The organism is Sodalis endosymbiont of Henestaris halophilus, from assembly GCF_900161835.1.
Taxonomy (GTDB): Bacteria; Pseudomonadota; Gammaproteobacteria; order Enterobacterales; family Enterobacteriaceae.
In genome coordinates, this window is the sequence record NZ_LT897836.1 from 407,950 (window position 1) to 434,472 (window position 26,523).

The window sequence follows — 26,523 nt, forward strand, 5'->3', positions numbered from 1 at the left end:
TAGCAATGAATTGCTATGTAGAGAGCATTCCACCACAATGGCCATATCAATCTTGTCCTATACATACAAGCTAATAACAGGTCAATGGATAAATGTATCGGTAATTTCCTTGTAAGTGCTTTTTCGGAAACTGGCTTGTCACTAAGGAGTATCGTGAGTATCTTAAAATATAACTTACGCACGTGTCGGTTATCGTAAATGCTTTTCTTAATAGACTAGTGAAGATAATTTTTTAGTTTTTACCCAAGGCAAATAGGTTCTTGTCATAAGCACTGGGTAGAGCAGTCGTAATCTTTCAAAAATACCAATAGGTATATGGCGTTAACACCAATAAAGTTTGGTGCCCACTGCTTGTCTACAAGTTAAATGCCAGATCATAATTTTTAGCGTACGATAGGTGCATGGAATACATCACACTACTTATGATAATAAGGTTAATGATAACGCGGTCGTTAACCACTTTTCTGTAGGGATAAAATTTAGCATGCCGCATTATTCGTATAACGTTACGGCATTAAAATACCACTAGGATCCAACAAGATTTCATAAATTGCTATAAGATAATGTCATACTCTTTGTATAATAAAATTAACACACAAGATCTAGATGTTTGCATTTTGCGATCGCCACGCCCCTTTGGTTTAAAACCTGGATCACCGTTACAAACAGGATGATGGGTGCTTATAAGCATAATAAATAGGCGTCATTGAACAGAATTGCGCGCTCATCCGCCTTAAATAGATATAAATAGAGCACAATACTGATGCAGAAATTATCAGGCTAGTATTTTAAGAGGATGATAACCGTATTTTACAGCAATTTTGATGCATTAATAGCCATAAATAGCAGGCTACAAAAGCCTGCTAGGCACTTATCAGTCAAAATGACTATGATTGATTGAGTACAAGAATAACAAATTTTTTCAGGATTTCGCAGGATACTCTTGCGCTAGAAACTAAATTATAGGTATCTAGAATAGATCATTGTAATACGCCTCGCCCAAATACGTTAATGAAATAGCAGACACTGATATATATTAATTGGCAAGAAACATTAGGTGAATGGACGATTACTAAGGTAATTTTTTGTAAGATAGCCTAGCACTTAACAAAAGATAAAAAAACATACAGTGATAGCAGAAAATTCCAGGGAACAGTAGAAATTGCCAACTGTATTATCATATTACTGCGTATCATGCTACACTCATACAAAATATTTCGATACGTTATCTGTCACTTTAATCGTAATAGATGGATGAAGGGCATTTAATACCACAGAAAAGTTATTTTAAGCTAAATTGATTGTTTTTTAACACCAGGTTTTATATATTATTATAGCTAAGTAAACATCACTAACAGCTAAATGAAACGATTAGCCAGGATGAGCATCGGAGAACATGCTGTACTTCGCAGTAAATTTGCGGAAGTTTCGTCAATAAAATATTTGTTAAAATAGATGATATATCTCAAAAAATTACGGAATATTTAGAGATTACTTAATTTTAACACTCAAACATAAAGAGTCTCCTGTCATTTAGGTTGGTAGTGATCCAAGTTTTTTTTCTAAATAATGGATGTTAGCACCACCCTGCTGGAAATGCTTGTCATGCATGATCTTCAATTGCAAATCAATATTGGTTTTGATGCCGTCAATAATTAGTTCTGAAAGTGCATTTCTCATGCGAGAAATGGCTATGTCACGAGTTTCACCGAAACAAATAAGCTTGCCTATCATAGAGTCATAATAGGGTGGTACTGAATAACCGGCATAAATATGCGATTCCCAGCGTACACTCAAGCCGCCTGGCGCGTGGAACCGGGTAATTTTGCCCGGACTTGGCAAGAAGCTTGTCGGATCTTCTGCGTTGATTCGGCATTCTACCGCGTGTCCAGATATTTTTATATCTTCTTGCTTCAAGTGCAATGGATGTCCGGCAGCAATTCTTAGCTGTGCTTTAATGAGATCTACGCCGGTTATCATTTCGGTAACTGGGTGTTCTACCTGTATGCGTGTATTCATCTCGATAAAGAAAAATTCACCATTCTCGTAGAGAAATTCAAAAGTGCCAGCACTTCGATAGCCAATTTTCACGCATGCTTTTGCGCATAGTTCACCTATAAAGCGGCGCAATTCTTCGGTGATACCTGGAGCCGGTGCTTCTTCTACTACCTTTTGGTGACGACGTTGCATGGAGCAGTCTCGTTCCGCTAGATAAAGAGCGCTGCCTTGATTATCAGCCAATACCTGAATTTCTATATGACGCGGATTCTCCAGGTATTTTTCCATGTAGATCATATCGTTGTTAAACGCGGCTTTTGCTTCTGCACGGGTCATGCGTATAGAGACATCTAGCTCTTCATCTCTATTTACCACCCGCATTCCGCGCCCCCCTCCGCCGCCTGAGGCTTTGATAATCAACGGATATCCTATACGGTTAGCAATGATGCGGTTTTTATCCATATCCTCACCAATTGGACCGTCGGAACCTAAAACGCAGGGGACTCCAGCTTTTTTCATCGCGTCGATTGCGGAAACTTTATCGCCCATTAGTCTAATGGTTTCAGCTCTTGGGCCGATAAAGATGAAGCCTGAACGCTCAACCTGTTCGGCGAAATCAGCATTCTCAGAAAGAAAACCGTAGCCAGGATGGATGGCCACCGCACCGGTGATTTCTGCCGCGGATATAATGGCAGGAATATTGAAATAACTTTTCACTGCATGCGGCGGACCGATACAGATAGTTTCATCAGCTAACAGAACATGTTTTAAGTCACGATCGGCGGTCGAGTGTACCGCCACGGTTTTGATACCAAGTTCTTTGCACGCGCGCAAAATACGCAATGCAATTTCACCGCGGTTTGCGATGACAATTTTATCTAGCATTTTGGTACCTCTTTATTCGATGATGACCAGTGGCTCGTCGAATTCAACCGGTTGACCATTATCTAGCAGGATAGCTTTTACTACGCCGGCTTTGTCTGATTCAATTTGGTTCATCATTTTCATGGCTTCAACGATACAAAGAGTGTCGCCAACGTTAACCTTTAGCCCCACCTCAATGAAAGGTTTAGCATCTGGGCTAGGGGTACGGTAGAAGGTCCCTACCATCGGCGAGCGCACAAGATGACCGTTCATAGTCACTGGCACGGTAGAGCCTTCTTCTGCGACAGGTACGGTAGAAACCGGCGCTGTGGAAGGTTGCTGCACCGAAGGGATAGAAGCCTGTTGCATCATCGGATATGTCATTTGCGCCGTAGCACGACTAATACGAACCAATTCTTCATCTTCAGCAATTTCCAGCTCGGAAATGCCGTGTTCTTCAATAAGTTCAATTAGTTTCTTGATCTTACGAATATCCATGAGTGGGGTTCCATGCTCTAATGAATTAGATGTGGCAGGCGTTTGACCGCCGTCTGTAAAGCTACGTGATATCCGTCGGTGCCAAAGCCGCATATCACGCCAACCGCAATATCGGACAGATAGGAGTGACGACGAAAAGGTTCCCTCGCATGCACATTAGAGAGATGAATCTCAATAAACGGGATGTTTACTGCTAACAGCGCATCGCGTAAGGCTATGCTCGTATGAGTAAACGCTGCGGGGTTGATAAGTATAAAATCAGTATTGCCACGGGCCTGATGAATACGATCGATCAGCGCATGCTCAGAATTGGATTGAAAATGGCTGAGTTCTGCTCCCAGGCTGCCTGCCAGTTCTTTCATATTATCTATAATATCGGTAAGTGTGGTATAACCATATTTTTCTGGTTCACGTGTGCCGAGTAAATTCAGGTTCGGGCCATTGAGAAGCAAAATGTATAACTTATCTGTCATTATGCGGCGATCTCCCTTTAATTTATGTTACTTTGTAGAAAGTAGCCAACGGTAAACGATTTGCTATTTTAGCTGATATTTGATTGAGGATTTTCCTCTAGTCAGGAATTATAATGATACGTTAGATTTAAAAAGCAAATTACTGTAGCTATCCACGAAGATAAATTTTCCCAGTTTGCATTCTGCAGGAGCAAGATAACGCAATTGCTTGCTATAACGAAAGTGAAAATTGAGTTTTTCATCGCTATCTTCGAAATTTTTATATCGTAAGACCATACGGTTGCTAACTCTGCTACGATATACACCATCTGCGTTAACGCTAAAGATGGTTGGGATTAACCATAGATAATGAAGTAACATCAAGATAAAAAAAATACAAATTGTGCTCTATTAGTTAGAGCTATTGAAATTCATGCTGTATCCATAATTTGGATACGCATGGGGTAACAGCAAAAAATAATCCAGCTGATCATGAAAAGTACCAAATAGGTACTATGAGGGGAAATGGATCCTGAACACTAATTGAGTCATAGTAAAGCTATAATATAACTAAATGCAACATGACCTAAGAGAAACACTACAATCAAAGTAATCACTGGTAGTGAGTAAGCAGTGGTTACCCCTATGGTAGGGGGTATCAGCAGCGAGGCTAGATACAGCGTTAATGCTATGTGCTAATAAGGTGCTACATATTTTGTGGAATCTTCACTATCCTGTCTCTGCCTGAGAGAGCATATTAGTTATAACGGGCGTATAAATAAGTAATGTTTGTAAGAATATCTTCTTAAGACCCAAATGTAGTTAGAAATATTCTCTTAAGTCAATTGCTTCTTAACGTCTAACATGAAGCTATAGATTTATAATCTTTTCCGTAACTAGCAACTATTAAAGTTTATCTTCATCGGGATTCGCATTAACGTAAAACCATATTTATAGCCCAGTTAAATTCTAGTGGGATTGTGGCTATTTTAGGTCAACTAGTTTTGAATAATATGAATTTTATTTCTTTAGAATCTTATTTCTAGGTTGTAATTAGCTTTGTCAGTAAGCTATTTTGTTGCTAGCTGTAAGTGCTTTATACAAAGATAAAGCAAAACCCCGCCGATAGGACTTTTTTATTATTGTATTTACTGGATCCTCGAAGTTTTAAAAGTCGATAAATTCACTTGATTATGAGTCAGCTACTAGCTTTAGCAATTTATTGAAGATTAAAAAAAGCTTGTGTAGTAAAATCAGCATCGACTAAATACCGTCGGTAAATAAGTTCTTCCATTATTAACTTTTTGAATAAATGGGTCATTTCTATATTCATCGGATACATGATTTTAGCTGTCGATACGTGTATCTATTACCCTTTAGTTTTAAATCGCTAGAGTGGTTTAGTATGATTAGATTTATTTACTATAAAACAGTAAGTTATTATAGTAAGTTACTGTTTTACCTGTGCGAACGACTTTTGTGTGTCAGGTCGCGCGGTGTGGCAAACGACAATGGTTTGCCAGGCGAGAAAGGAAAGGTCACCATTTTATTTCTGCTGTACACAACATCAGATTAACTGTTTAAAGTAGACTGGCACAATTCTATTTTTTATATTTTTTATAGATGCAACTCAACGTTTGATTGTCATTATATATTATGGTTTGTTTTGTTCACAAGGAACCATGCTGATGTTGGCGGGGCCAACCTATTAAGGAGCTATTTTTTAAAACTGCACTAGCAAGGCTTTAATAAGCAGTTAATTGTCGTTGTATTCTAAAGTTTTATAGTTTTATGCTGCGTGAAAGAAAGGATATCTTAGTATGACCAGCTCCATTTGCAAGATGGTTATTTGCTTTCTATATCCTGGTATTACCCAGCTAGAGATTACTGTGTTTAAAAGTAAGCTAACTTATTTGTTGCCGTAGCGTGTATTTGCTTAGCTAACATTCACATATAAATTTTGTCAGTAAGTAAGAATCTTAATTAAGATATTTTAATAAAGATGTGCATTTTTATGTCTTGTTGCTTTTTCACGTGATTGGTAGAATAAACCTATATAATTTTTTCTTCCTAGTTTGCTTTATGATTTTATAAGTTATGCTTAAAAAATTTCGTGGCATTTTTTCCAATGATTTATCCATAGATCTAGGTACTGCTAATACTCTAATTTATGCGAAAGGGCAGGGTATTGTCCTGAATGAACCTTCCGTCGTAGCCATCCGACAGGATCGTACTGGTTGTCCGAAAAGCGTTGCGGCCGTCGGCCATGAAGCGAAACAAATGCTGGGGCGTACACCCGGCAATATCGCTGCCATCCGGCCTATGAAGGATGGTGTAATTGCTGATTTCTTCATCACCGAGAAAATGTTGCAGCACTTTATCAAACAGGTTCACAGCAATAGCTTTATGCGGCCTAGCCCGCGCGTTCTGGTGTGCGTGCCTGTAGGGGCAACCCAGGTAGAGCGCCGAGCGATTCGTGAATCCGCTCAAGGGGCCGGCGCACGTGAAGTTTTTTTGATAGAGGAACCGATGGCGGCTGCGATAGGTGCCGGCCTACCGGTATCTGAAGCCACCGGATCGATGGTGTTAGATATCGGTGGCGGCACTACCGAGGTTGCGGTTATCTCTCTGAATGGCGTGGTTTACTCTTCATCTGTGCGTATTGGCGGCGATCGCTTTGATGAAGCGATTATTAATTATGTGCGGCGCAATTACGGTTCTCTGATTGGCGAAGCCACGGCAGAAAGGATTAAACATGGTGTCGGTTCCGCTTATCCAGATGATGAGATGCGCGAGATTGAAGTACGCGGCCGTAATCTGGCTGAGGGAGTACCGCGTGGTTTCACTCTAAACTCCAACGAAATTTTGGAAGCACTCCAAAAACCATTAACAGGCATCGTAAGCGCGGTGATGGTAGCGCTAGAACAATGTCCGCCGGAGTTGGCTTCCGACATCTCCGAGCGCGGCATGGTGCTTACCGGCGGTGGTGCGCTGCTGCGAAATTTCGATCGTCTACTAATGGAGGAAACTGGCATCCCCGTGGTAGTAGCGGAAGATCCACTGACTTGCGTCGCTCGTGGCGGAGGCAAGGCGTTGGAGATGATTGATATGCACGGTGGTGCTTTGTTTAGCGAAGAATAACTTATCTCTTAAATAGAGGAGATGTTCGATTATAATAATCGACATGGGTTTTCTCGGACGGAAACTTTATCTTTGTTGAGAAAACCACATAGTTTTTTATGAAGCCGATTTTTAGCAGAGGTCCTGCTCTAAAACTACGACTTTTTCTAGCGATCATCATGGCTATATCCATTATCATAGTCGACAGTTGTCTGGAAACCTTCGTTAAAATCCGGACTTATATGGATACAGCCATTAGTCCTTTCTATTTTTTAGCCAATGGTCCTTGCCAAATGCTAGATAATGTGTCGCAGACACTAGCGGCACGTGATAAACTAGTGATGGAAAACCGAGTGTTGCGCAAGGAGTTGCTGTTAAAAAATAGCGAGCAACTTCTGCTGGGTCAGTACAAGCAGGAAAATATCAGGTTACGAAAATTGCTGGGGTCTCCGTTGCGCCAAAACGAACAGAAAATGGTTACCCAAGTGATCTCTATTAGTAACGATCCTTATAGCAATCAAGTAGTTATAGATAAAGGTATAGATGATGGCGTTTATATTGGCCAGCCGGTCATCAACAATACAGGAGTGGTAGGGCAAGTTATTGCCACTAACAAACTCACTAGCCGGGTACTTCTGATATGCGATGTGGCTCATGCGTTACCGGTACAAGTCCTGCGCAATGATATTCGTATGATCGTGGCCGGTAATGGTTGCACCGAGTATTTACAGCTAAAGCATTTACCTAGGAATGCTGATATTTGTGTCGGTGATGTGTTAGTGACTTCTGGTCTTGGTGGTCACTTTCCTGAAGGGTATCCGGTGGCGGTTGTATCCTCGGTAAAAGTTGATAACCAGCGCGGTTATACCATCATCCAGGCACGTCTCACGGCTGGTTTGCAGAGTTTGCGCTACTTGCTGTTGCTGGGGGGCGCCGATTCGTGCGGCAAAGTTTCACGGACACCTGACGAGGTGCATAGGGTAGCTAATGAACGTTTGATGCAAATGATTCCACAGGAGCTTCCGCATTCTGACACTATAGTATTGCTGACACCGGCAGGAGTGGCCGGTATAACGGACGCCTATTCGGTTAATCCTGGTGTCCTGATTAATAAGAGTGGTGACAAAACTCAGAGCTGCCGTGCTATACCCCTTCAACATATGGTCAATATCCGACCAGGCACTTATACAAATTCGCACCTTGGTGAAAACTTACTTCAAAGAAGGCGTACGGCGGTCAACTTGACTAACCGCTTTTCTAACAAAACCGGCGGTAGTCATGGCCGTATCCAGGAGACGGTCTCTGGCGACTCTGTTTCAAACGCTATACGCCCGCGCCAGCCATTATTTGGCTGTATGGGAGAGCAATAATAAAGAGTTATCACCACCACGGAAGTTGGATCTTGTGGCTATCTTTCCTTATCGCGATGATTTTTCAAATCATGCCCTGGCCGCTACAGTTGTATCTTTTCCGTCCTTCTTGGCTCAATTTGCTACTCATTTATTGGGTAATGGCGTTACCTAACCGGGTGAATGTAGGTGTTGGTTTTATTTTAGGATTAATTATGGATCTAATTCTCGGTTCAACGCTCGGAGTTCGTGCTTTGGCGCTTAGTATTCTAGCTTATTTAACGGTAATGAAATTTCAGTTATTTCGTAATATGTGTCTTTGGCAACAGGCGTTGATTGTAATGCTGTTATCATTCATAAACCAAATGATCATATTCTGGGCGGAGTTTGTAATTATAAATATATCATTCCGCCCCGCAATAATTTGTAGCAGTGTCGTGGATGGCGTATTGTGGCCCTGGCTTTTCTTGTTTATGCGCAAAATTCGCCGGCGATTTGCTGTGCAATGAAAGATAATGCCAGTTATCTTTAAGTGATTTATTTGATACTTGGTTCCGTCCCAAGTAGGGTATGTCTGTTACAGAATAATTCGTTACGACGAATGTACTCACCTACTGTGGAGGATGCAGTAGTGGTAAATTATATGTATATGTAGCTGTTAGGACGTGATAAGGTTCGTGCAACCTTTAATTGTTTTTATTAATCAACCCTCTTTTCTAGGACTTCTCTCTGATATTTCGTATACTAACCTCTGATAATATGGATCGCGACATGAATAGTGGCGAATCGTTGTATAAGTCGATCGTTTTAGTTTTATAAATTCACAGCAATAATCGATGTGATTATGCCGTTTATCTTGTTACAGATGAACAGTTCATAACTGTTCAGTGCATTTAAGGATCATTTTAAGAAACAAAAATGATTATATATTATAGCTTAATTCCTGTTTAATCTAATGCTATTAAGAATTATTGTTATGTACATAATAACAGGGTATTTACAGGAAATCTATTAGAGTAGTAAGCCGATTGTAGTATTGAGGGTATTATACTTATAAAGGATAAATTAGCCGCATGCTGTCGGTCATGCGGTTATATTTTTAAAATAGGATGGATAAAGTCTTACTTTCCTGTAATGTCTCGGCTAGAGTGTTTTCTTTAAGAGGGCTGTTAAAGAATCAAGAATTTTTAAGTGTTGTATATCCCCAGGCTAGTTGCGACGATAGGGGATAAATGTTATGATATAAAGTTGTAAATGACCCAGGGGATCACAATGGTCAGCACCGTTCACTTATATTATTACTCTATCTCAGTATAATTTAGTATTTATATCTAAAGCCGCATCTAGGTCGATATATGACAGTATATCGACTTAGATACGGAAAGTTCAACGTTTGAAAAATTGCCCGTATCACCAAGCGCCAGATGATATTAATAGAGAAAAGATTTTTAAGGATATCGTCTTTCTTAAGCGGCTGTAGGTGAAAAGTATTAAGACAAGCGCTGCAATTAAATTAGTTATATTCTGTATTTGGTTTTTAGTTATGGTCTAACGTAAATTGTGCGAATTGTCATCATTGATAAGATGAACTAGATTGTAATCTAGTCACGGTTAGCGCATAAATTAATGCTATATTTTATTGCTGAATATATTTTAGAAATAAGCTCACAGATAAAATGCTACAATGGTAAGTAACAGATCTTTTATTTTTATGGTTCATAAAATGAAAAGCAGTAATTCTAAATTTAAAGCGCAAGATTTAGTTTAAATCTAGTTTTTTTCTGAACTTTAATCAAATCAGGCGATGACTACTATCAATATGCACAATACGGATCACCATTCCTAGTATTTAAATTGACTTTGAGTTGTCGAAAAAAAAAGTTGAGTTAAAAACGGCATCAAAGGATTTTCGCAATTATGACTAGTAGGAATAAAACAACACACTCTAGTTAAAAAGTATTTAACGTCTTCTTTGCAGTGCCTATTCTACTCCATCCAAGGACGAATTTGGTTGGTAAACTATCAACCAGTGAGCTATGATATTTTGCATAAAATTATGCGTATGCACTATTTTATATAACTCTTATTTTTCTAAGACTATACGTGTTGGTCATTATGGGAGCGATATTGAAAAGAGATCTATATGACTTGCTTTTTTGCGAGGGGAGAGTGAAAATTTGTTTATCGGCAATCTAGGCGAACAGTCAGATTGAGTAGCTTGACAGACAGGAGCAAGTTAGATATTTTATATATATAAGATATTGTTGTTAGTTTGACATGTAATTCAGTATAGATGTTAAGTTGAACGCGTTAGCTGTACAACAGAAAGCAAAAGGTGGTTTAGGTATAAAACGACTTAACTACTTACTCAGGAATGATTTATGACAATTGTTGCTTACATAAGTGTTCAAGATCGTTGAGGGTGTTAACCTGTTGTGTTTGGTTGTTTAGCATACTTTATTGGTTGTAACTTGCATGGGTTTCAATGTAACTTAATACCTTTAATGCTGATTATCATATAAGTTAGTTGCACAGTGGCTGGCTTATCTTATGGGTCGTCGCTCTAGATATCGGTTTGGGATTGCTGTCATAAAATCACCACTTGTGCGACTGCATATGCAGTCTCATCGCACTAAGTAGCAATGCTAAACGTTGTAGTAATCCTTCCCATATATGTTTGGGAAGGAGTCTTTACAGGCCGCGATCATTTTGATCATTATCTGCAACTAGATTTTAATACCGTGCTGGTGAGACAAGAGCTTTAAGTTATTTCTCCATCCAGTTTGGATAGCACTAAAGTTTAGAATAGCGCAATAGATTTGTATATAAATTTCTGCACAATCAGCAAGGGTTGCTAACAGCAAAAAGCCACTCGTGGATAACGGAAATATTTATCCGCAGACCAGGAATATCGATCTTATGTCATTGTTTAGTTAACTACTATAAAACGCTTTTTGAGTCAAACAGCCTGGCTTACATTCGATAATGACGAGATTATTAATGCGTATTGGCTGCTTATTCTTTCCGGGTGTATTTTAAATAAAGAGCACCAAGAGAGGTGCACTAACTTGACGTCAATAAGCTGTTGTCGCATTTTATCGCTGCGAACAGCAGGATGTCTGAAAGATTGATCTAACAGCGCTGATGAATATCGTTATTAACGCCAAAATGAGCGTTTTTGTGCGAAGGCAATTTTCTAGTAGCTGTTCTAGTAAAGCGGTATTTTCTCTATGCAATAAGTTAAAGAAAAACTTATGAGCTTAAGCAAGCTGGGGGGGCGCGCAGTGCATTTACCCCCTTTACTTAGTTTTTTTTTGCGCTAAAGACGCGTTGCTATGCGTAACTCGGGTATTAGTCTTTCCAGATAGTCACACATAGCACAAGCTATGTAAACTTGTATGGTGCCCTTTGAGCATATTTTGTATGCTATATTACAAGGGGGACAATGGCGAGGAAAAGATGGTTAGCTGGTTGCTAGGGTGCTATAATGTGTGTTTAACAAACTGCATGTTTGTTCGATCAGTGTATGTTCTGCTTTTCGCAGGGGCAGTGAATATAAGCTAATAGCTATTATTATTTCTATAATTTGGTTATGGTCTAAGTAAGTTTTGTCTAGATATTCTTGCTGGGGTTGCGTCTAACTGACATCATCGATAACTAGTATTGTTTTTATACTCCTGATATGGGTGCGCATGTTTGCCTATTTTAGTGAGTCCACTTAAACGGGGCCAGAAGTGGATGGTGTTGATATTCTAGTGTTTGTGCATATAACCCTAGTAGGTTATAATTTATATATATCATAATAAACGCTAACTTTATGTGTAATCGATGTTCAAGTACAAGATAATCTGCTTTCACATCTATTTTGCTAGCGTTTATGTTAATATATCCCTTGATAATTAATTAGTTACGTCTATCGCAACGTGATGCTAAAATATAATTTTAACAATTAAGTTGTCGTGAATAAACATTCGGGAATAACAACCCGGAAGAGTTATAGGTTCTTTGCATAAATTTGCATAAATAATAACAATTAATTATATGCTTAATTTGTCTTATTTAATTCATCTCTTGATAAGTAACGCGTGGGTCGACAAAGATCTATACATTACATTATCTTGATGATGTTATTCTGGTTTTATGTCAATAGAGGTTTAAAATCGGCCAGGATGCTTAATTCATTGCCCGGTTGTAAAGCTGCACTAGATAATGCAATCTGTCACGACCGCACGGTTTAGCAAAGGGATATCGTTATCACTAGGGTAATGATAGATCGATCGGGTACAATGAGAATATTGTGAAAAGTAATTGCACAATGTTAACAGTACGTTTAGGGTAACACCCTACTGTTTCAATAGGTTGTGGGTTACTGAGGAGATTTTAAGCTCGTCATGAACGCTACTACAAGGGCTGCGTTCCTTTTTGTTGCACTCACTATGTTGAGGTAATAGGCTCTATATTATAGCGTGCCGATTTTTTACATGTTTGACTGACAAAATAGACATTAATTTTATCAGGCGCGTGGCACCAGTAAAAATAATGAGTATCCCTTGGATATTAGATAATATTAATATGTGTTTGAGTTTTTTATATTTTACTTTTACGACAAGTAATGTCTAGCATGTATTACTCAAATTAGAACTCATAAATGTATTAATATATGAAGAAGTGTTTTTTGTTTTATTTACTCACAACATGAATTATGTTAAAAAACAGTTTGTTATATGCAAAGAACACTTCTAATTCGCTATAGTAGGTTAACTAATATTTCTCATTTTAGGCAAACATATTTATTATTCTTTATGGTTTATACACTTATTCTAAACGCTACAGTAATAACGATCTTTAGTTGTAAATTTATGTCAATCTTGAGGCTTTTAGCACAAAATAAAATCGATTACAGTATAATAAAAGTATAATTTATTTTAGTTGCGTCTAAAACTTGGATTTCTTTATAACTAAAGAATTATATGCAAAATGTTTTCGAGCGCTGCTTTTGCGCATTATAAAATCTTACTTACGAGAAGTAAGTATGATTTATTTAATCTCTAATATTAGTCAATGCGACTATATATTACTGTGTATGATCATATCTCGTTTAAGATTTTATGACATCCATTGCTAATAAAATCGTATGCATTGCTAGCACTTTGCGACTGATGCAGATAGTCACCATTGATTTTTGAGTATAATTATTGTATATTGATCCACCTTTAAATCTGACAATTTAGATAAGCATATTTGCGTTTGTAGCCCGTTTGCTAAATATCGTTAGTTTGCTTGCAGAGATGTATATTAAAATACCCAAATTTAATACTCAAGGAGTACAGACCAGTAATCTATTTTGTCATCGACAAACTGCGTTTTTGACAATTGCTATTGCTAACAATTGGCAAGGTACTTATTTTTTTAATTATTTACGCTGGTTAGTTCGTTACCCATGGTTTTATAACGGTAGCGCTGGTGAAGAAGATAACTTTTATCTGCTAGTTTTTTTTAAGAAACCAAGTTAAAAACATGGAGCGTAAGATTGGATTATCGTGTCAAATTAGGTTTGGTCTGTAACTATATTCACATCAGTATTTCTTTCAGCAATACATCGCTGTCAGCATGTATAACATAGTAGTTGTACGGTCAACAGAAAGGCTCTTACCAGCATTGACTCCAATTTGGGATTCTGTGGTAAGAAGCCTACGACAAAAGCGTATACCAGTAAAAATTATGCTGGAAGATAAGATGAAAAGGTATTCCTACTACCAGGGGTGTTACCATTTAACTATCTCAATTACCGGGTGTCTAAGCTGTATACCCTAGCTTTTTCTGACATCGCCAAAAGCTATTCACGATCGTGAATTATCGCCGAGAGAATATAATAACCATCCATTGGTACTCCTATAGGCTTATTGTCGAGCTGTTTATGGTTAGCGGAACAATTCGTGCGTCGTTAATTATGCTTACGTTAAGTTACCTTTAAGCCGCATTTTTACATTTAAATTTATTATTTAGTAAAGGTATGAAATTTATACGACTCAGTTTGGTGAGTAACATAATACTAATTATTATTGTCAGCATTTAGCCGCTTCTTAACAAATGACGCCGAAGTATTCATTTAAATTGTTGTAGATACTAGTTGATATATTTTCTCACCGCTCCACATTAAGTGTTATAGCGATAACGCGCTTGCTAATTTATTGATCAATTATGAGCAATCACTACCGCTTTATTAATCAATAATGTTTAGAAATAGGAGATAAAGAATACCTATGGCAGCTGATGAAAAGCTACTAACTAACTATTTAAAAATGTGTATCAAGTTAATGATAAAATCGGAAAATAGCAGTTCTCAGCAATCAATAGGGTGTGTAAATAATTACCTTTAATGATTTTTGCAACTGCTGTTGAGTTCATCTATTGATACAGTAAGTGAGATGCATTTCTTGATAAATATGATACTTCACGTGCTTTCCGTAACTTTAAGTTACAATACACTATTGCTCTATAATGACTGGTTAGCTAGTTATTATGCGCCATGGTTTTATAAAAAGATTAAAATTAACACACTAATAATCTGTGTCTAGAGGCGTAGATTCTGACCACTTACTCATTAAGTAACCTCACCTTCTTACGAATTAAAACATGCAAGGATAAACTAGGGTTGTGCACCGAAATCTCTATAAGCTTTTCTGCCGATTCTAGTTATGAATCGACTGGAAGTTCCAACAGTACTTCTTTATGAGAGTATTGAGAATAATGCTATAGTTTAAGTCGCTGATGGTAGTAAAAGATTATGTGATCTATATGTCAATGACATTTTATTGATCGGCTTGCTGTATTACATGGGTTGTGAGGCTTTCTGTCTCAGTCCCAAGTTTTGCTTGGCACTGTGTATTGCTTTGCTATAGGCATATTCTGGTGCTGATAAGTAATCTTGCAGCATAGATGCGGTGTTTTGTTATGGATCGTTGTCTCTCTTTGTCACTCTGGCGTTATTAATCAACTTCTATATTTTAACATTCGTACATTCTTTAAGATGTCTACTATTAGACAATGTATTTATTGTCTTTTTTGATTCTACTAGTCTTGTAAAATCTTTAATATCTCTAAGCAATACATAGAAAAGTTTTTGTTTAATTGTTCGCGTATATTGGTATTTGTGTTAGTTTAAACTTAAAACATGTAGAGTATAATCGAAGATTATGAAGTTGATGGGCATTGTTAACCAACATCCTCGCAAATCCCTCTGTGAATACAGGTAAGATCCCATACATACCTTCAGATAACGTATTAAATTTGAAGCGGTAAATTTGCAAGCGTCGCATTTACACTTAAAATATGCTTTCGGTTGAGCACTCATATCGATCTCCTAAATGTTTTATGACATAAAGTTTCACTCTTATCCCTTACACATGCAGTCTCATTTTCATACCGATAAACGCGGTGACTACATTGGTGCTAACGTATTGTTTTATCGTTATTTATACTAACTGGTTCAAATAAAATTAGCTACCTAGAAGATGAAATAAAAGGCGATGCTCGTTAATAAGGTTTATTATCTCACAAATATAAATGCAGAGACAACTAATATATTAAAAGATTACATCCTTTTCTATTACTAGTGATTAGTGGTAAAACGATTTTACCAGGATACGGTGTGGTAATATTAATAATATTTAGGCTGATAAATGCTAGGCAGTTTTATGTTGGTAGTGTGAAATTTTTCCAAAATAGGTAAGTGACTTAATATCGATCTCCAAATTTATTATTAACTATTAAAGTGATTTATGTGTCTAGGTAGCTTTGTAGCTCGTTTGCTAGTAAAGATCTAGAAAGCTATGATACCATCAGTAAATACTGACAGTCCTGATGGCATTAGGAGGTGATATTTTAGTATAATCCGTCTATATAAATGTTAGTATAATAACGCTATAAAGCAGTATTGAGTATTATAGAAGCGAAAAACGCCTAGGGGTGTGCCCCCGGTAGGGCATAAGTTTACAGTGCCTTAACGTAAGCATAACCTCCATAACTAATATTTATATTATGGAGGATGGTTACTACAGCGCGACGAAGACCCTTATTTATAATAAATTTTAATTGAAAACGCATCAGCTTATGTTGTTTTATAATCATTCAGTTGAGGGTGACCAGTATTTATTTATCCCTTCTAGTAATTTATAAGGAGTAAATAAAAATACTATAGATCTAGTTAGTAACTAGTCGCAATGCCTTTAATAAAGCCCTTGATATTTTATCAGCAAGGTTTTTAAGTGAATAACTCTAATTAATAAAGATACTATATAAAATGAGAAAACGTTTAATTTTTATAACGTTATATTAAAATATTTTAGTCGTTAATAATAACCATTAATCTGATTAAATCAGATATTGCAATAGTTAAAATATATCGCTGCCGCGATAAGAACTCTAATTTTAGAGAAACAATTTTGTTAAAATATTTCAGTTGCTTTAGCTTGCTCAGAAAAATTAAGACAATTCCAAATGGGGGTACTTTGCTTAGTTTGAAGGTAAGAAATTAATTTAAGGACTTAAAACGGATTTTCTACGCCTAAAAACGCAAAGTATCTTGACTTTTGTATACTATTATTTGATATCAACCACGATAACAGCAAAAGAAGTACAAATAATGTAATGAGTTATAGCGTTAAGTCTTTGCCATAAATAACATAGCCTGAAAGGGTGGTGGCGAAGAATCTTCTTAACAAAATAAGCAAAAGAATGCAATTTTAAGCCTATTTAATTTTATTTTGTTAAAGATAAAATACTTAGCGTATTGTACAAGTAGTTTTATTAAACTATATATAGGAAAATTTTTTGAACTTAATTACCTATTAATGTAATGCAAGGTTTTATGTTACATCACCTGTAACCCGCTTAAGCAATCCCATTGCTGAACAAACAGGATGCCATGCACATTACAGTAGGTAACCAGTAACAACGGTTGATGAGGTATCGATTCTATGATGATACTATCGTTTTAAATAAATATAAATTTAAACAGTAAGCCACAATAAAACTTAATTTTTCCAGGTAATTAAGAAATATTAATCGTATTAATATCTACCTAATAATAGACATAAATGTATAAACTGTGTTAACTTTCATACTACGGTTTATTATTTAATAGTGTGTAATAGGCTTAGTCTTTATGGCTCATTATTAACCAGAATGGCCAAAGCCTGCCTCGCCGCGTTGGCTGGCGTCAAAGGACGTAACCAAATTAAATGCTACTCGCATGACTGGTACAAAAACTATTTGTGCCATACGCACCCCGGGTTTAACGATAAAAATATTTTGTCCTCTGTTCCATATCGAGACCTTCAGTGGCCCTTGGTAGTCCGAATCAATCAGGCCTACTAGATTGCCTAAAACGATACCGTGCTTATGACCCAACCCGGAACGTGGCAGGATAATAGCCGCTAGATTTACATCTTTAATGTGAATTGCCATCCCGGTCTGTATGAGTGTAATGTTACCTGGAGCTAGCACTATTGGCTTATCAATACAAGCGCATAAATCCAAACCTGCAGATCCCATGGTTGCATAAGAAGGTAACGGGAATATATCGCCAATGCGGCGATCTAAGATCTTTACGTCGATTTTTTTTATCATAATAGCTGACTATCTCATTAACTAGTTGTTTAATTCGTGAGGTGACAGTGGTTTATTACTCAGTAGTTATAAGGTTTGCCCACTTATCTAAAACAGATGTAATGTCTTTGTTATAATTGTTAAGCCATTATATTTCTTGGGATAATGTTATGAGCTTACATCAAATTTATTTGTTTATATATGCGCAGGTGCCGGCAAATTCCTCTAAATAGAGAGAGATGGAAAATCCGACGATGCCAATAAAATATTTTATTAATGCGTGCAAAATTACCACAATAAGAGTATTTTTAATTCAAGTGATCGTCGGATCATCAGTTTGTTATTTGTGTTTAAAGGTAGTTTGTGTGCTTGAACAAATTAGCTAATTAGCACTTTAATAACTAAAATATATAAAATTCAACGCATATTCTAGTTCGCTCGGCTATATAATTATTTTTATATTAAAATGGCATAGTGAGCAATTAGGAAGGGTGGGATTCTGCGACACATATAGCTCCTCTCTTCTTAACGGGAAGCTATATTGTATCGTTTGCCGGGGGATTGGTAAGGAGTGACTTTCTACCATCCATAAACTGCGCGTCTTGCCGCTTAAAACACGTTGCAAGTTTATCCGCGTGGCCTCTTAGCGTGGCCTGGTGATGGTAATATGTTGCTAGTTTCTTAGCTAGCGTCGCAATAAACAAGGGTGTGGCCCCAATTAAACAAATCTGTCCGTTAATGAATGCATGGAGACTTCTGAAAGCTTAGTGGTGTAATAAACGTATCTTTCAGCTCCGTTATTACCATGTTGATTTTTGTACTCTACTAGGAAAAACTATGCACTAAGGTTATGTGGTATAGGTGACAATGCTCACCTTCGCTTATGCCCTAATACAATATGTTTACTGGTTAGTCCCATGATGTTGCATGTTTTGATGAAAGTATACTTCAGAATGCTTTGTCATAAACTTTCGTGGTTTCGTTTATTTGTCTTTTGTGGTGAGTTTGAAGACACCTTAAGCTTTTTTTTACCATACCAAGCGATACAATTTACTAGGTTATCGCAGATTTGATAATATCAGATAAGAATAATTCCTAGCAGAATAGCTCGATAAAAATAATAAATAAGACAGTAGGTATTGAATTTTTAGCCACGTGAAATAATAATTGCGATGTGTCTTACCTTAATAATGAATATAACAAAAGTTACTAGCGCAATTTAGATTAATCATCATGCTAAACGCATATGTGCGGCTGTTTGCGGATAGCAGCTAGTTTAATTTAGTGTGTTTCTAACAATAGATACACACCAATTATTGTATTTTTTGTGACCACGTATGTTTTGAGGAGCTAGTAATAGAGGTAGTTACGGGTAGTTTGTTAAAATATTTCGTGCATCTTTCATGTCGCATCTTATGCGTGAGGATTTAGTGACTAGTTTGTATATTAACTTAGCGTTACATCTATCAAGTGTTAATGTGCAATGAAAGTTAGTTGTTTTGTTTGTATTTTTAACCGCCACAATCAGTTCATGAATCTTTAGTAGTTATGTGAGAATGCGATGAATAGCATAAACATTTATCTATAAGAGAATTATTTTCGACCACCGATCGAGATCATAGACGCGATTTTTAATATGCTATTGTATCAATAGTCAGTAGCAGGCTGGGATTTGTTAACTGCACGGTGATGGATCGGGTGGTTTAATACCTGCCTGTTTCTTTAATATTTTAGTGCGAAAACCTCTGGGTATTAACTAGAGGTGGCATGTTTTTTTGCCGAACAAAGCTCACTGTAAGTCTTTTTCTGCAGTTAAATCTTTTATCCTTAAGGAGTTGAACAGTGATATACTACAGTAGAATACTACATGTTCTTTGAGAACCTTAGATGTAGCGTTAAGAGTCTTATTGCAACACAATTTCTCTGTTAGAAGTATCTGCTCAAAAATACTTAAAACTCTAAAGCTTGACAAGGAAGCTACTGCTGGTCCTTAGAGCTTAAGTTTATTTGAGTTTTGGAGAATAAAATGTCAAAAATTTGCCAAGTTACTGGAAAGCGCCCGGTAAGCGGTAATAACCGCTCCCACGCAATGAATGCGACTAAACGACGTTTTTTGCCTAATCTGCACTATCACCGTTTTTGGGTTGATAGAGACAAACGTTTTATTACGTTGCGTGTATCTGCTAAAGGTATGCGTATAATCGATAAGTTGGGCATTGAAGCGGTGTTGGCTGATTGCCGGGTCCACTTTAAGAAATATCAAAAGTATTAAGATTAGGCACTAAATTATGGCTAAGGGTATTCGCGAAAAGATCAAACTAATTTCTTCTGCTGGTACTGGTCACTTCTATACGACTACGAAAAACAAGCGTACAAAACCTGACAAGATAGAATTAAAAAAATTTGATCCGTTTGTACGTAAACATCTTCTTTACAAAGAAGCCAAAATAAAATAATTTTGGTGACTAGTTAAAAACTATAACTTTAGATGTGTTTTATATAGTTATCGGGTGTGTGCTACCGTAGTCCGCTGGATATTCCGTTAAAAGGGATATAATATGCCAGAATTACCGGAAGTAGAAACAATTAGGAGAGGGATTGAACCTTGGTTAGTGGGTCATACTATTTTGCGGGCTACAGTCCGTAATGCGCGACTACGCTGGCCAGTAGATGAAAAAATTATTACAATGCGTTACAGACCGGTTTTAAGTGTACAGCGTCGAGCAAAATATTTGTTGTTGGAGTTAGATCAAGGCTGGATAATTATTCATCTTGGCATGTCAGGATGTTTACGGGTTTTGCCTCAGATGCAGTCACCACAAAAGCATGATCATATCGATTTGGTCATCAGTAATGGATGTGTAATTCGTTACACTGATCCGCGGCGTTTCGGTTTTTGGTTATGGAGTGATGATGTGCGCTATAGCCAGCTACTAGCTACTCTGGGGCCAGAGCCGCTCAGTGATGCGTTTGATGGTCGCTGGTTATACGAGAAATCGCGGAATAAACGCACTCCAATCAAACCGTGGCTTATGAATAATAAGTTGGTAGTCGGTATCGGCAATATTTACGCTAACGAATTGCTTTTTATTGCAGGAATTTTTCCTGGACGTGCTGCCTATTCATTGACCGAAGAAGATTCCGTTCTATTAGCGCACAGTATTAAGGTGGTATTGCTGCGCTCAATTGAGCATGGTGGTACTACTTTCAGAAATTTTTTACAGTCTAATGGTAAACCGGGCTATTTTGTGCAAGAGTTGCAGGTTTACGGCAGGGCTGGCAAACCTTGCCGGACGTGCGAAACCCTGATACAGGTCATTAAGCACAGCCAAAGGAGCACATTTTTGTGCCCCAAATGTCAGCGCTAAGGAGCGAAACTGGCTTTTCTCGTTGTCAGATGGATCCATACAACCTGGTTTTTACCGCTTTAGCTATAGTTGCGGGTAAAAAATGATTTATATTGCCACCATGCATCGCTACCTCTTTAACTAGAGAGGAAGAAGTATAAGACCAAGTTTCTGTAGGTATCATAAAAACGGTATCCAACGTCGGCATAAGATGCCGATTCATTTTTGCTAGCTGCATTTCATGCTCGAGATCTGTTATTGCTCGCACGCCTCGTATGAGGATACGAGCCTGCTGCTGGCGAGCAAAATCAACTAGTAAATCGCTAAAACCGGTTACTTTTACTTTCGGTAGATGTGCAGTAACTTGTGTTGCAAGCATTACTCTTTCATGCAAATTAAACATAGGTCGTTTACTAGGGTTAGCGGCGATTGCCAAAACTACCCCATCAAATATTTGTGTGGCGCGTGTCACTAAATCTAAATGACCATTGGTCAGTGGGTCGAAAGTGCCGGGATATAGCGCTTTAGTAGTCATCAGTGGTAATTTCCTTTCACAACATGGTGTAAAGCCCACAACGTCGCGTACTTATTAAAAGTATATTGCGCGTTCACGACTGCAAGTAACCAGCCATGTTTTCCGTCTAAAAAACCAGCGCGCAGTAGCCAAGTTTTGATGAAAGCACAATAGGTGTGACTTATGATGGTGCACATGCTGCATTTGTATCCCTTACGATGTTTTTCCTGCGCCCAGGATTCGGCGTATTCTAGTTGTTTACGCTGAAATGTTGGTAAATGGTAGCACGTTAAGTGCTCTAAATTACCCGTCAGGGGAATGATCCCGCATTCGCCTTTCTCCAGGGATTCATGAACAGGCTGAGCGTTGTAGCGATGATGTTTGCGTGCATACAGCCGTACTACTCTGTCAGGATACCAGCCGCTGTGACGCATGAAGCGTCCGAGAAATAAATTTCGACGCGCAAAGCTATAGACTGCTTTTGCGTCTGGTTGCCGTAGGACTGCCTGAATTGCCCGTTTTAGTGGCGGTGTTACGCGTTCGTCGGCGTCAAGCATCAAAATATAATCGCCGTTAGCATAGGCTTGTGCTCGCAGGCGTTGGATACCGAAGCCCTGCCAGTCTGTGGACTGAAAGACGCGCGCGCCAGCTTGCGCGGCTATATGGCACGTTTCGTCACTGCTGCCGGCATCCAGCACTATAATTTCATAAGCCCAACTTACCGACTCCAGACAAGCCCGAAGTAATTTAGCCTCGTTAAGAGTGATAAGTACTACTGATAGACGCTTTCTTTGCGACATTTTACTAACTCCGTTGTGGCAGATAAGGTTCAAGCAGACTGAGCAGACGATGCAACGCGCCTTGGTTTTTGTTTAGGAACTCGACTGCATGATAGCCGTAATATAGGCGGTTATTCTCATCGGTTAACATGGTCGATATCGCGTTGACTAGCGATGGTACGTCGGTGACTGTAATCAACCCGCCAGCTTTATTAAGTTTGCTGCAAATATCTTGGAAATTTAAAGTGTGCGGACCCATCAGTACCGGTATAGCATGCGCTGCCGCTTCCAAGGGATTATGTCCGCCGTGCGCTACGAGGCTGCCGCCGACAAACGCTAGGTCGGCGATACCATACAATAGCATCAACTCACCCATGGTATCACCTACCACTACCTGCGTGCTGGTAGTAGGTATTTCTCCGCTGCTGCGCATTATGTAATTAAAACCAGCCTTTATGGTCATTGCTTCCGCCGCCGGAAAACGTTCCGGGTGTCGAGGAACTAAAATAAATAACAGGGCTGGATAGTTTTTTATTAGCTGGCGGTGCGCTTGCAATAGAATCTTCTCTTCACCTTCATGAGTGCTTGTGGCTATCCATACCGGGCGCCGTGCCGCCCACTGATGGCGCATGGTTAGCGCTTTTGCTGCCAGATCAGGCGTAACAGAAATATCGAATTTTAAGTTACCAATGACTGCCAATTGGTTTTTTTTCAGCCCAATAGCTAAGAAACGGGCGCCATCTTCTTCGTTTTGTGCCGCGATTAGCGTAATGCGGCGCATCATGTCAGCTACAAATCGTCTGAATATTTTGTAACCAGCAGAAGAACGGGCTGAAAGGCGAGCATTTGCGACTACCAGAGGGATGTTCCGGCGGTGCAGCGCTTTGATTAGATTTGGCCATAGCTCAGTTTCCATGATGATAACTAGCTTAGGAGTAACCCGATCAAGGAAACGGCTCATAGCTCCAGGTAAATCATATGGCAAGTAGACATGGTGAATATCGTTGCCGAACGCCGACTGTACCCGTTCTAAGCCGGTAGGAGTCATAGTAGTAACGGTGATAGGCAAAAGTGGGTAGCGGTTTCGTAGGGCACGCACGAGTGGTACTGCTGCTAGCGTTTCGCCAACCGATACGGAGTGCAACATGATGCATCCTGGTTTTACTTTGTCCCGGCAAAAACCATACCGTTCTGGCCAGCTGCGCCTGTAGGCGGGAGCTTGTCTACTGCGCCATAATAATCTTATCCAAACTAAAGGCTGTATTAAATATACAACAATATTATAAATCATAGTTATTGACCACTACAAGTTATGTCAACCCATGTGTTTGAATGAGTTGTTAACCAGGTAACGTTAATATCTTACAATCGCGAATACGCTGTAAGATAAGTGATTATATCCCATGATATGGGTGCATTTATCCAATTATTGCTACAATCTGACCGTGGTGCTATCGTCATAGTACATCATAGCATCACATGCTATGACAAAAGTTGTTGATAAAGACCTATAAGTTGACGTGACAAATTTGCCGGTGTACAGGTGCTTACCTTTTGCCGTGCTGCGATGCCCATTGTGGGATCCCGCTCACGTGAAGGTATTGCGTGGGCAAAAGCTCTCAGACTGGCGATATCCAGTGCATCGCAAATAAATCCCTCGCAGCCTTGATTGATAAATTCTGCGCCACCGCACCGGTGGCTTGTGATAACTGGTAGGCCACAAGACATGGCTTCAAGAATCACGTTTGGAAACGGGTCATACAGCGTTGGCAATATGAGCGCGTCGGCAGCGTGGTAGTAGGGCAGAACGTCTTGTCGAACGCCCGCAAAACGTACGCGAGACAGGCAGCCTAGGCTTTTCGCCAGATTTTTATAGCGTCGCTGGTGTTTATCTTTTCCAACGATAATTAGATAGTGGTTAGTGGTAGATACTGCATGAAGGGTTTGTTGCAACCCTTTGCGTGCAAAACCGGAACCAACAAAGATCAGCGTGCAGGCTTGTGCAGGAATCGATAGCGCATCTCGGGCTGTTCGGCGTTGCACGGATGAGGCTGTTGTAAATCGTTGTGAATCTATAGCGTTATAAATTAGGGCAAATTTATTTTGGGCTACTCCATAATAATGGATTATATCATCTCGTACCATCGCTGAATTGCATATAATTTTTTTGAGTCGTGGTGAATAAAATATGTCGCGCTCCATAGACAGCATATAACGGTGATATTTATTGAATGGTATCAGCCACCGCTGATGAGGGGCAATAATTCTTTTTCTCTGCTCTAACCATGCCATATGAACGCCATCGCCAGCGCGGAATATATCACATCCGGCGATGCGCTCATGGCTTTGCACTAAATCAAAATCGTTCTGTTGCCAGTACTGCCGAGCGGCCTCAGTAAAACCGCGCGCGCGTGCAACGCGGCTATTGCCTCGCGGGTTACAGATATGCACCCGCCAGTTGGGGTGCAGTTCACCTGCCCACTGGCGGGTTATAATGTTAAGTTCTAGCTCACTATTATCAAGCGCTTGTAGAGCGCGAGAGATAAAGCGTTCCGCGCCGCCGTCGGGACGGTATGTTTGCCGTACTATTGCCAGGCGGATAGTTTTCATGTCAGATTTTCCTTACAGCTGCTATATACGGACGGGCCGATGTTTTCTATAATGCATATGCCGTTATCAATCGCGTGCTCTGGATCGATGATCCAGACTTTTTACTATCATCGGGTCAAGTTTTAATAACATATCATCTTGCTGCCATTAGCAGCAGTTTAAGCAGAATTTTACTGAGTTATGGCTGCTTGTTTTAAGTGTCAATCGTATTTTTATCAGACTGTGTGGCATAATTGCTTTCTCAGCATTATGGTAATATTTTGCCCTATGGATGCCAATACTAGAGTGTAATGAGTTAGAATATGTAAGGTTTGTGCTACGAGTAAGGGTGTTCAGCGCCGCAATGCTATATGTATTGCATTGATTGTTACAAGTTGAGGAGAGAGATTATAGATGTGCCCCGATCATATAAATGGGTGGCAACTTCTTAACAACGTAAAATAATATACCTAGCTTTCTTTATTCTTTTTTGATCTTACATGGCTGTAAGCACCTTAATAACCAACTGATTGCAAGTTTTGCAATCAGCTGTCTTATTTTGTGGTAGTTTCAGCATTTATATAATCAACTGGATATAAACTGAACGGATGATATAGTTGTCCGGTGTTTGCACAGTAACGTTTTTTCGTATTTTATTTATTGTTTAGTATGTACAAATGCGCCCTGTGACTGTAGTGGGTCATGGCAAGAAATTAAACTAGTTTTAGTATATTGATGTTTTACTACATAGTTAAGTAGTAAGAGCATTATTGGCAATTGTTACCAAATAGTTGTAGTTAAGTGTCGATAGACAAGAAAGCTGCTTTTAGCATCTTAAAACTAATTTACAACACTGAACTATTAAGTAGAGTACTAATCGTGTTGCGCACCTGATCAATCATATTGATAACTAGCTTAAATGGTCTATGCGTAAAGATTACGTTAATACTGATTTTATGCTAACTGCCGTATATTAACTATAATTTCACATTGACTATTACTGATTTTAATCTCTGGGATGTAGATGAGCAATTCGCTAGAATAGGTGATTTTGCTTTAATACAACGGCACGTCAATTGCTGTTGACTAACAATTTTATAGCGTATCATTAATTACTAGATTTATAAATTATATCAACATCATATCGTTATTGCGACTTGATTTAATCCGCAAGTAATCCGTGAACAAAGATATCTTTCTTTTTGAGACACGGTTTGTTATATCAAATTAATGAGTGAGAATATAGGCATGGGCTATTTTAAATAGTACTTTACTGAGTAAAGTTATCCATTAAATAAAAATTATGAAGGATGAACAATAACTTTATCCATTACATGCCAGATAATGCCGACAGACATACTATTTTAAAATAAAATTTATCAAATCTGTGATAATAACTTATAA

At 38.6% G+C, this 26,523-nt stretch carries 14 protein-coding genes; 6 read left to right on the top strand and 8 right to left on the bottom strand.

Features of this window, described 5'->3' with window-relative positions; all coding sequences use genetic code 11:
- Positions 1 to 1,533: 1,533 nt before the first annotated feature.
- Genes accC through aroQ form a run of 3 tightly spaced genes read right to left on the bottom strand, consistent with a single transcriptional unit; the run spans position 1,534 to position 3,833 of the window.
- A complete protein-coding gene (gene accC, locus HBA_RS00845) occupies positions 1,534 to 2,883 on the bottom strand; it encodes an acetyl-CoA carboxylase biotin carboxylase subunit (RefSeq protein WP_097032172.1) in 1,350 nt (449 codons plus the stop codon).
- Positions 2,884 to 2,895: 12 nt separating this feature from the next.
- Positions 2,896 to 3,360: an acetyl-CoA carboxylase biotin carboxyl carrier protein gene (gene accB / locus HBA_RS00850; RefSeq protein ID WP_097032173.1), complete on the bottom strand. Its 465-nt coding sequence runs from the start codon at positions 3,358 to 3,360 to the stop codon at positions 2,896 to 2,898.
- A gap of 17 nt (positions 3,361 to 3,377) precedes the next feature.
- Complete coding sequence (gene aroQ, locus HBA_RS00855) at positions 3,378 to 3,833, bottom strand: type II 3-dehydroquinate dehydratase (protein ID WP_097032174.1); 456 nt, start codon at positions 3,831 to 3,833, stop codon at positions 3,378 to 3,380.
- A 2,076-nt stretch (positions 3,834 to 5,909) separates the two neighbouring features.
- Between aroQ and mreB the strand changes: the two genes are divergently transcribed.
- From mreB to mreD, 3 genes are all read left to right on the top strand, one after another.
- Entirely contained in the window at positions 5,910 to 6,953 is a 1,044-nt protein-coding gene (gene mreB / locus HBA_RS00860) for a rod shape-determining protein MreB (protein ID WP_097032175.1), read from the top strand.
- A gap of 98 nt (positions 6,954 to 7,051) precedes the next feature.
- On the top strand, positions 7,052 to 8,302 hold the full coding sequence (gene mreC, locus HBA_RS00865) for a rod shape-determining protein MreC (RefSeq protein ID WP_457920931.1): 1,251 nt from the start codon (positions 7,052 to 7,054) through the stop codon (positions 8,300 to 8,302).
- Positions 8,302 to 8,790, top strand: coding sequence for a rod shape-determining protein MreD (gene mreD, locus HBA_RS00870; protein ID WP_097032176.1), 489 nt, complete (start codon positions 8,302 to 8,304; stop codon positions 8,788 to 8,790). The genes mreC and mreD overlap by 1 nt, the downstream gene beginning before the upstream one ends.
- Positions 8,791 to 17,458: 8,668 nt before the next feature.
- Here the strand turns inward: mreD and dut are convergent.
- Entirely contained in the window at positions 17,459 to 17,911 is a 453-nt protein-coding gene (gene dut, locus HBA_RS00880; RefSeq protein WP_097032178.1) for a dUTP diphosphatase, read from the bottom strand.
- 2,005 nt (positions 17,912 to 19,916) lie between these two features.
- On the opposite strand from dut, the gene rpmB reads away from it, so the two are divergent.
- The 3 genes from rpmB (at position 19,917) to mutM (ending at position 21,258) form a co-directional block, all read left to right on the top strand.
- A complete protein-coding gene (gene rpmB / locus HBA_RS00885; protein ID WP_097032179.1) occupies positions 19,917 to 20,162 on the top strand; it encodes a 50S ribosomal protein L28 in 246 nt (81 codons plus the stop codon).
- A gap of 16 nt (positions 20,163 to 20,178) precedes the next feature.
- Positions 20,179 to 20,346: a 50S ribosomal protein L33 gene (gene rpmG, locus HBA_RS00890; protein WP_097032180.1), complete on the top strand. Its 168-nt coding sequence runs from the start codon at positions 20,179 to 20,181 to the stop codon at positions 20,344 to 20,346.
- A 102-nt stretch (positions 20,347 to 20,448) separates the two neighbouring features.
- Positions 20,449 to 21,258 (top strand): bifunctional DNA-formamidopyrimidine glycosylase/DNA-(apurinic or apyrimidinic site) lyase, encoded by an 810-nt coding sequence (gene mutM, locus HBA_RS00895; protein ID WP_097032181.1) that lies wholly within the window; start codon positions 20,449 to 20,451, stop codon positions 21,256 to 21,258.
- 25 nt (positions 21,259 to 21,283) lie between these two features.
- Here the strand turns inward: mutM and coaD are convergent, their stop codons facing one another.
- The 4 genes from coaD to HBA_RS00915 form a co-directional block, all read right to left on the bottom strand.
- Entirely contained in the window at positions 21,284 to 21,772 is a 489-nt protein-coding gene (coaD, locus tag HBA_RS00900) for a pantetheine-phosphate adenylyltransferase (RefSeq protein WP_097032182.1), read from the bottom strand.
- Positions 21,772 to 22,551 (bottom strand): glycosyltransferase family 2 protein, encoded by a 780-nt coding sequence (locus HBA_RS00905; protein WP_097032183.1) that lies wholly within the window; start codon positions 22,549 to 22,551, stop codon positions 21,772 to 21,774. The genes coaD and HBA_RS00905 overlap by 1 nt, the downstream gene beginning before the upstream one ends.
- 4 nt (positions 22,552 to 22,555) lie before the next feature.
- Positions 22,556 to 23,821, bottom strand: a complete 1,266-nt coding sequence (gene waaA, locus HBA_RS00910; RefSeq protein ID WP_097032184.1) for a lipid IV(A) 3-deoxy-D-manno-octulosonic acid transferase — start codon at positions 23,819 to 23,821, stop codon at positions 22,556 to 22,558.
- A 191-nt stretch (positions 23,822 to 24,012) separates the two neighbouring features.
- Positions 24,013 to 25,140, bottom strand: coding sequence for a glycosyltransferase family 4 protein (locus tag HBA_RS00915; RefSeq protein WP_097032185.1), 1,128 nt, complete (start codon positions 25,138 to 25,140; stop codon positions 24,013 to 24,015).
- Between the last annotated feature and the right edge of the window lie 1,383 nt (positions 25,141 to 26,523).

Excerpts from the sequence above, each read along its gene's own strand:
- rpmB (WP_097032179.1), top strand. The coding sequence starts at position 19,917 with ATGTCAAAAATTTGCCAAGTTACTGGAAAGCGCCCGGTAAGCGGTAAT.
- HBA_RS00915 (WP_097032185.1), bottom strand. The coding sequence starts at position 25,140 with ATGAAAACTATCCGCCTGGCAATAGTACGGCAAACATACCGTCCCGAC.
- mreB (WP_097032175.1), top strand. The coding sequence starts at position 5,910 with ATGCTTAAAAAATTTCGTGGCATTTTTTCCAATGATTTATCCATAGAT.
- coaD (WP_097032182.1), bottom strand. The coding sequence starts at position 21,772 with ATGACTACTAAAGCGCTATATCCCGGCACTTTCGACCCACTGACCAAT.
- aroQ (WP_097032174.1), bottom strand. The coding sequence starts at position 3,833 with ATGACAGATAAGTTATACATTTTGCTTCTCAATGGCCCGAACCTGAAT.
- mutM (WP_097032181.1), top strand. The coding sequence starts at position 20,449 with ATGCCAGAATTACCGGAAGTAGAAACAATTAGGAGAGGGATTGAACCT.
- mreC (WP_457920931.1), top strand. The coding sequence starts at position 7,052 with ATGAAGCCGATTTTTAGCAGAGGTCCTGCTCTAAAACTACGACTTTTT.
- accC (WP_097032172.1), bottom strand. The coding sequence starts at position 2,883 with ATGCTAGATAAAATTGTCATCGCAAACCGCGGTGAAATTGCATTGCGT.
- rpmG (WP_097032180.1), top strand. The coding sequence starts at position 20,179 with ATGGCTAAGGGTATTCGCGAAAAGATCAAACTAATTTCTTCTGCTGGT.
- waaA (WP_097032184.1), bottom strand. The coding sequence starts at position 23,821 with ATGATTTATAATATTGTTGTATATTTAATACAGCCTTTAGTTTGGATA.
- accB (WP_097032173.1), bottom strand. The coding sequence starts at position 3,360 with ATGGATATTCGTAAGATCAAGAAACTAATTGAACTTATTGAAGAACAC.
- dut (WP_097032178.1), bottom strand. The coding sequence starts at position 17,911 with ATGATAAAAAAAATCGACGTAAAGATCTTAGATCGCCGCATTGGCGAT.
- HBA_RS00905 (WP_097032183.1), bottom strand. The coding sequence starts at position 22,551 with ATGTCGCAAAGAAAGCGTCTATCAGTAGTACTTATCACTCTTAACGAG.